This window comes from Kitasatospora sp. NPDC093558 (assembly GCF_040683475.1).
Lineage (GTDB): Bacteria > Actinomycetota > Actinomycetes > Streptomycetales > Streptomycetaceae > Kitasatospora.
The window spans coordinates 1-3,491 of sequence record NZ_JBFBDY010000637.1; the positions used below are offsets into that span (position 1 = coordinate 1).

Consider the following 3,491-nt stretch of genomic DNA (forward strand, 5'->3'; position numbering starts at 1 on the left):
CGCCCGTTCGCCGTCCGTACGCCGGACGCGCTGCGCGACGAAGTCCGGGCGCTCGCCGCCCGGCTCGCCGCGTGGAGCGGGCCGGGGGAGGACGACTCCCCGGGCCCGCCCGGGAGTTGATCAGCGGCTCACTTCTGCCCCTCCGCCGCCTGCTCCTCGGCGACCTTGCGCTTCACGTCGGCCATGTCCAGCCCCCTGGCCTGGCCGATCAGGTCCTCGAAGACCGCCTCCGGCAGCGCGCCGGCCTGCGAGAAGACGAGCACGCCCTCGCGGATGATCGCCAGCGTCGGGATCGACTGGATCCCGAACGCCGCCGCGAGCTCCTGCTGGGCCTCGGTGTCCACCTTGGCGAACACGAGGTCCTGGTGGCGCTCGGCGGCCTTCTCGTACACCGGGGCGAACTGGCGGCACGGCCCGCACCACCCCGCCCAGAAGTCGATGAAGACGAAGTCCTTGCCCTCGGGGCCGGGGACGATGTCGTCGAAGTTCTCCTTGGTCAGCTCGACCGTGTTGCTCATCTCGCGATTCCTTCCCTTCCGGAGGAGGCGGTTCGGACCTGTGCCCGCGACAACCGCACGCCGGCACGGCCTATTCCACCGTCCTCCCCGTACTCTCCCCGGGTATGGCGCCCGGGTGAGCAGCATGCCGCCACCGTCCGTACAGAAGGGTGTCCACCTCGCCCCCCGACCGCGGGAGCCCACCATGCGCAGCAACCCCCGCACCCGGCGGGCCGCGCTGCTCGCCGCCTCCGGCCTCGCCGTGACCGCCCTCGTGGCCGGCTGCGGGTCCTCCGGCTCCGGTTCGAGCGCCAAGCCCAGCACGCCGAGCGCCCCGAGCGCGCCCGCCGCGCCCAGCACACCGGCCCCCAGCACGCCGGCCCCGAGCCAGCCCCCGGCCGCCGGCGGTACGACCCTGCAGACCGCGACGGACCCCAAGCTCGGGACGATCATCACCGACGGTTCCGGCTTCACGCTCTACCGCTTCGACAAGGACGAGAGCAACCCGTCGGACTCCTACTGCAACACCGGCTGTTCCTCGCTCTGGCCGCCCGAGCAGGCCACCGGCAACGTCACCGTCAAGGGCATCGACAGCAAGCTCGTCGGCTCCTTCACCCGCGACGACGGCACCAAGCAGGTCACCGTCAACGGCTGGCCGGTCTACCGGTACGCCCCGGACACCAAGCCCGGGGACACCAAGGGCCAGGGCGTCATGGGCATCTGGCACGCGCTGACCCCGACCGGCGACAAGGCGGGCGTACCGAGCGGCAGCGGCAAGACGCCGGGCACCACCCCCATGCCCAGCGCCCCCGCGACCCCGAAGCCCACCGCGCCGAGCAGCGGCTACGGCTACTGACCGGTGACGCCCGTGACGACGCCGCTCGCCCGGGAGGCACGGGTGCGCAACGATGAAGTGGTGACCGAGGAGCACCCCCGCGGTGAGGCCGCCGCACACGGTCCGGGGGCGTCGGACGAGGAGCTGATGCGCGCCCTGTACCGCGAGCACGCCGGTCCGCTGTACGGCTTCGTGCTCCACCTCGTCGCCGGCGACCGCCAGCGCGCCGAGGACGTCGTGCAGGAGACGCTCGTCCGGGCCTGGCGCAACATCCACCGGCTCGACCCGCAGGCCCGCTCGCTGCGCCCCTGGCTGGTCACGGTCGCGCGGCGGATCGTCATCGACGACCACCGCAGCGCGAGCGTCCGGCCCCGCGAGGTGGACGCCGCGCCGCTGGAGCAGCTGCCCGCCGAGGACGAACTCGACCGGGCCCTGCGGATGATGACCATCTCGGACGCCCTCGGCGACCTCTCGCCCGCCCACCGGGAGATCATCGTCGAGACCTACCTCAAGGGCCGCACCGCCAAGGAGGCGGCCACCGAACTCGGCATCCCGGCCGGGACCGTCCGGTCGCGGGTGTTCTACGCACTGCGCTCGCTCAGGCTCGCGCTGGAGGAACGGGGAGTGACATCGTGACCGACCGCCCCGTCCCCGCCTCCGGCGGGCCCGAACACGTCGACGCCGGCGCGTACGTGCTCGGCCTGCTGGAGCCCGCCGAGCGCGCCGCGTTCGAGCGGCACCTGGCCGGCTGCGCGCAGTGCGCGGCGCACGTCGCGGAGCTCGGCCCGGTCGAGCCCGTGCTGGCCGAGTACGCGGCCTCGGCCGCCGCGCTCGGCCTCGATCCGGCCGGGCCGCCCCCGAGCCCCGACCCCGCCCTCCTGGACCGGCTGGTCGCCGAGGTCTCGGCCGGCCGGCGGCGGGGCCGGGTGCGGCGGCTTGTGCTGGCCCTGGCCGCGACCGCGATGGTGGCCGCGGGCCCGGTCGTCACGGCCGCGGTGGTCGGCGGGAGCGCCACGCCCGCCGTGGTCGCCGTCGCCCAGCAGTTCTCCGCGACCGACCCGCAGACCGGCGCCCGGGCCGTCGTCGGGGTGGACGGCACCACGTGGGGCAGCCGGGTGAACCTCGAACTGTCCGACGTCCAGGGCCCGTTGACGTGCACGCTGGTCGCCGTCTCGCACGCGGGGGAGCACCAGACGGTCACCACGTGGAACGTCCCGGCGAACGGCTACGGCGATCCGGACGACCGGGCCACGCTGCACACCAGCGGCGGCACGGCGCTCCAGCCGGGAGACATCGACCACTTCGAGGTGCGCGTCCAGGGCAGCGGCACGGTCCTCGTCTCCGTCCCGGCGCACCGGGCTTAAGGGCGCCAGGCCTGAGCCCACCGCGCCGAAGCCCACCGCGCCGAAGCCCGCCAGGCCTGAGCCCGCCAGGCCTGAGCCCGCCAGGCCTGAGCCCACCGGGCCTGAGCCCGCCGAGAGTCACGCCCGCCGGGAGTCACGCCCGCCGGGGCCAGTGCGGGCTGGGCGTGCCGTCGTCGGTCATGTGCGAGCGCCGCCAGATCCCGCGCCAGGCACGCGGCGCGGACGGCAGGAGGCCCCGGTGCCGCTGCCCGCACGTGCCGCACGGCCGCAGCACCAGCGCGCACGCAGGGCACAGCTCGGCCGTGCCGTGCCCGGTCGGGACCGCCACCGCCGCCCCCTCGTCCCCGCAGGCCGGGCACCCGGGCAGCTCGGCACCGTCCAGCAGCGCGTTCTGCCGGCGGACGTAGTCGGGCAGCCGCAGCGCCGGATGGCGGAACGGGTCCTCGTACCAGGCCTCGTCCCCGACGACCTCGTACCGCCGCAGCCACCACGGCCGCGGCGCCGAGACGCCCCGCTGCCCGGCCCGCTTCTCCGCCCGCCGCTGCGCCGCGAACTCCGCCGCCCGCGCGAGCCACAGGGCGCGCGCCTCGTGCAACTCCTCGACGGCTCGGACGAGGGAGTCGGGATCGGCGTCCAGCCGCCGGGGGATGCGGGCGCTGACGGTGAGGTGGTGGTACGTCGCCCGGAAGCCCCTGGGCCCGTCTCCAAACTCCCGCCTGCGGGGCGACGCCGGGGCACGCGCCTCGCGCGGGGGTGGTGGGGGGGGGCGGGGAGGCCGTGTCTGCCCCCACCCCC

Annotated in this window: 5 protein-coding genes; 3 read left to right on the top strand and 2 right to left on the bottom strand. The window is 75.5% G+C overall.

Annotated features, from left to right (window positions below):
- Nucleotides 1-128 precede the first annotated feature (128 nt).
- Nucleotides 129-518 (bottom strand): thioredoxin domain-containing protein, encoded by a 390-nt coding sequence (locus tag AB0O00_RS32890; protein WP_363658053.1) that lies wholly within the window; start codon nucleotides 516-518, stop codon nucleotides 129-131.
- Between the two features lie 184 nt (nucleotides 519-702).
- Here AB0O00_RS32890 and AB0O00_RS32895 point away from each other — a divergent pair, with 184 nt between their 5' ends.
- Genes AB0O00_RS32895 through AB0O00_RS32905 form a run of 3 tightly spaced genes read left to right on the top strand, consistent with a single transcriptional unit; the run spans nucleotide 703 to nucleotide 2,696 of the window.
- Nucleotides 703-1,353 carry a hypothetical protein gene (locus AB0O00_RS32895; protein ID WP_363658055.1) on the top strand — a complete coding sequence of 217 codons (651 nt, stop codon included), beginning with the start codon at nucleotides 703-705 and terminating at the stop codon, nucleotides 1,351-1,353.
- A 57-nt stretch (nucleotides 1,354-1,410) separates the two neighbouring features.
- Nucleotides 1,411-1,968: a sigma-70 family RNA polymerase sigma factor gene (locus AB0O00_RS32900; protein WP_363658060.1), complete on the top strand. Its 558-nt coding sequence runs from the start codon at nucleotides 1,411-1,413 to the stop codon at nucleotides 1,966-1,968.
- Nucleotides 1,965-2,696, top strand: a complete 732-nt coding sequence (locus tag AB0O00_RS32905) for a zf-HC2 domain-containing protein (RefSeq protein WP_363658056.1) — start codon at nucleotides 1,965-1,967, stop codon at nucleotides 2,694-2,696. Before AB0O00_RS32900 ends, AB0O00_RS32905 begins: the two co-directional genes overlap by 4 nt.
- 133 nt (nucleotides 2,697-2,829) lie before the next feature.
- Here AB0O00_RS32905 and AB0O00_RS32910 read toward each other — a convergent pair.
- The coding region (locus AB0O00_RS32910; protein WP_363658058.1) for a hypothetical protein at nucleotides 2,830-3,491 on the bottom strand (662 nt) is incomplete at its 5' end.

Excerpts from the sequence above, each read along its gene's own strand:
- AB0O00_RS32890 (WP_363658053.1), bottom strand. The coding sequence starts at position 518 with ATGAGCAACACGGTCGAGCTGACCAAGGAGAACTTCGACGACATCGTC.
- AB0O00_RS32895 (WP_363658055.1), top strand. The coding sequence starts at position 703 with ATGCGCAGCAACCCCCGCACCCGGCGGGCCGCGCTGCTCGCCGCCTCC.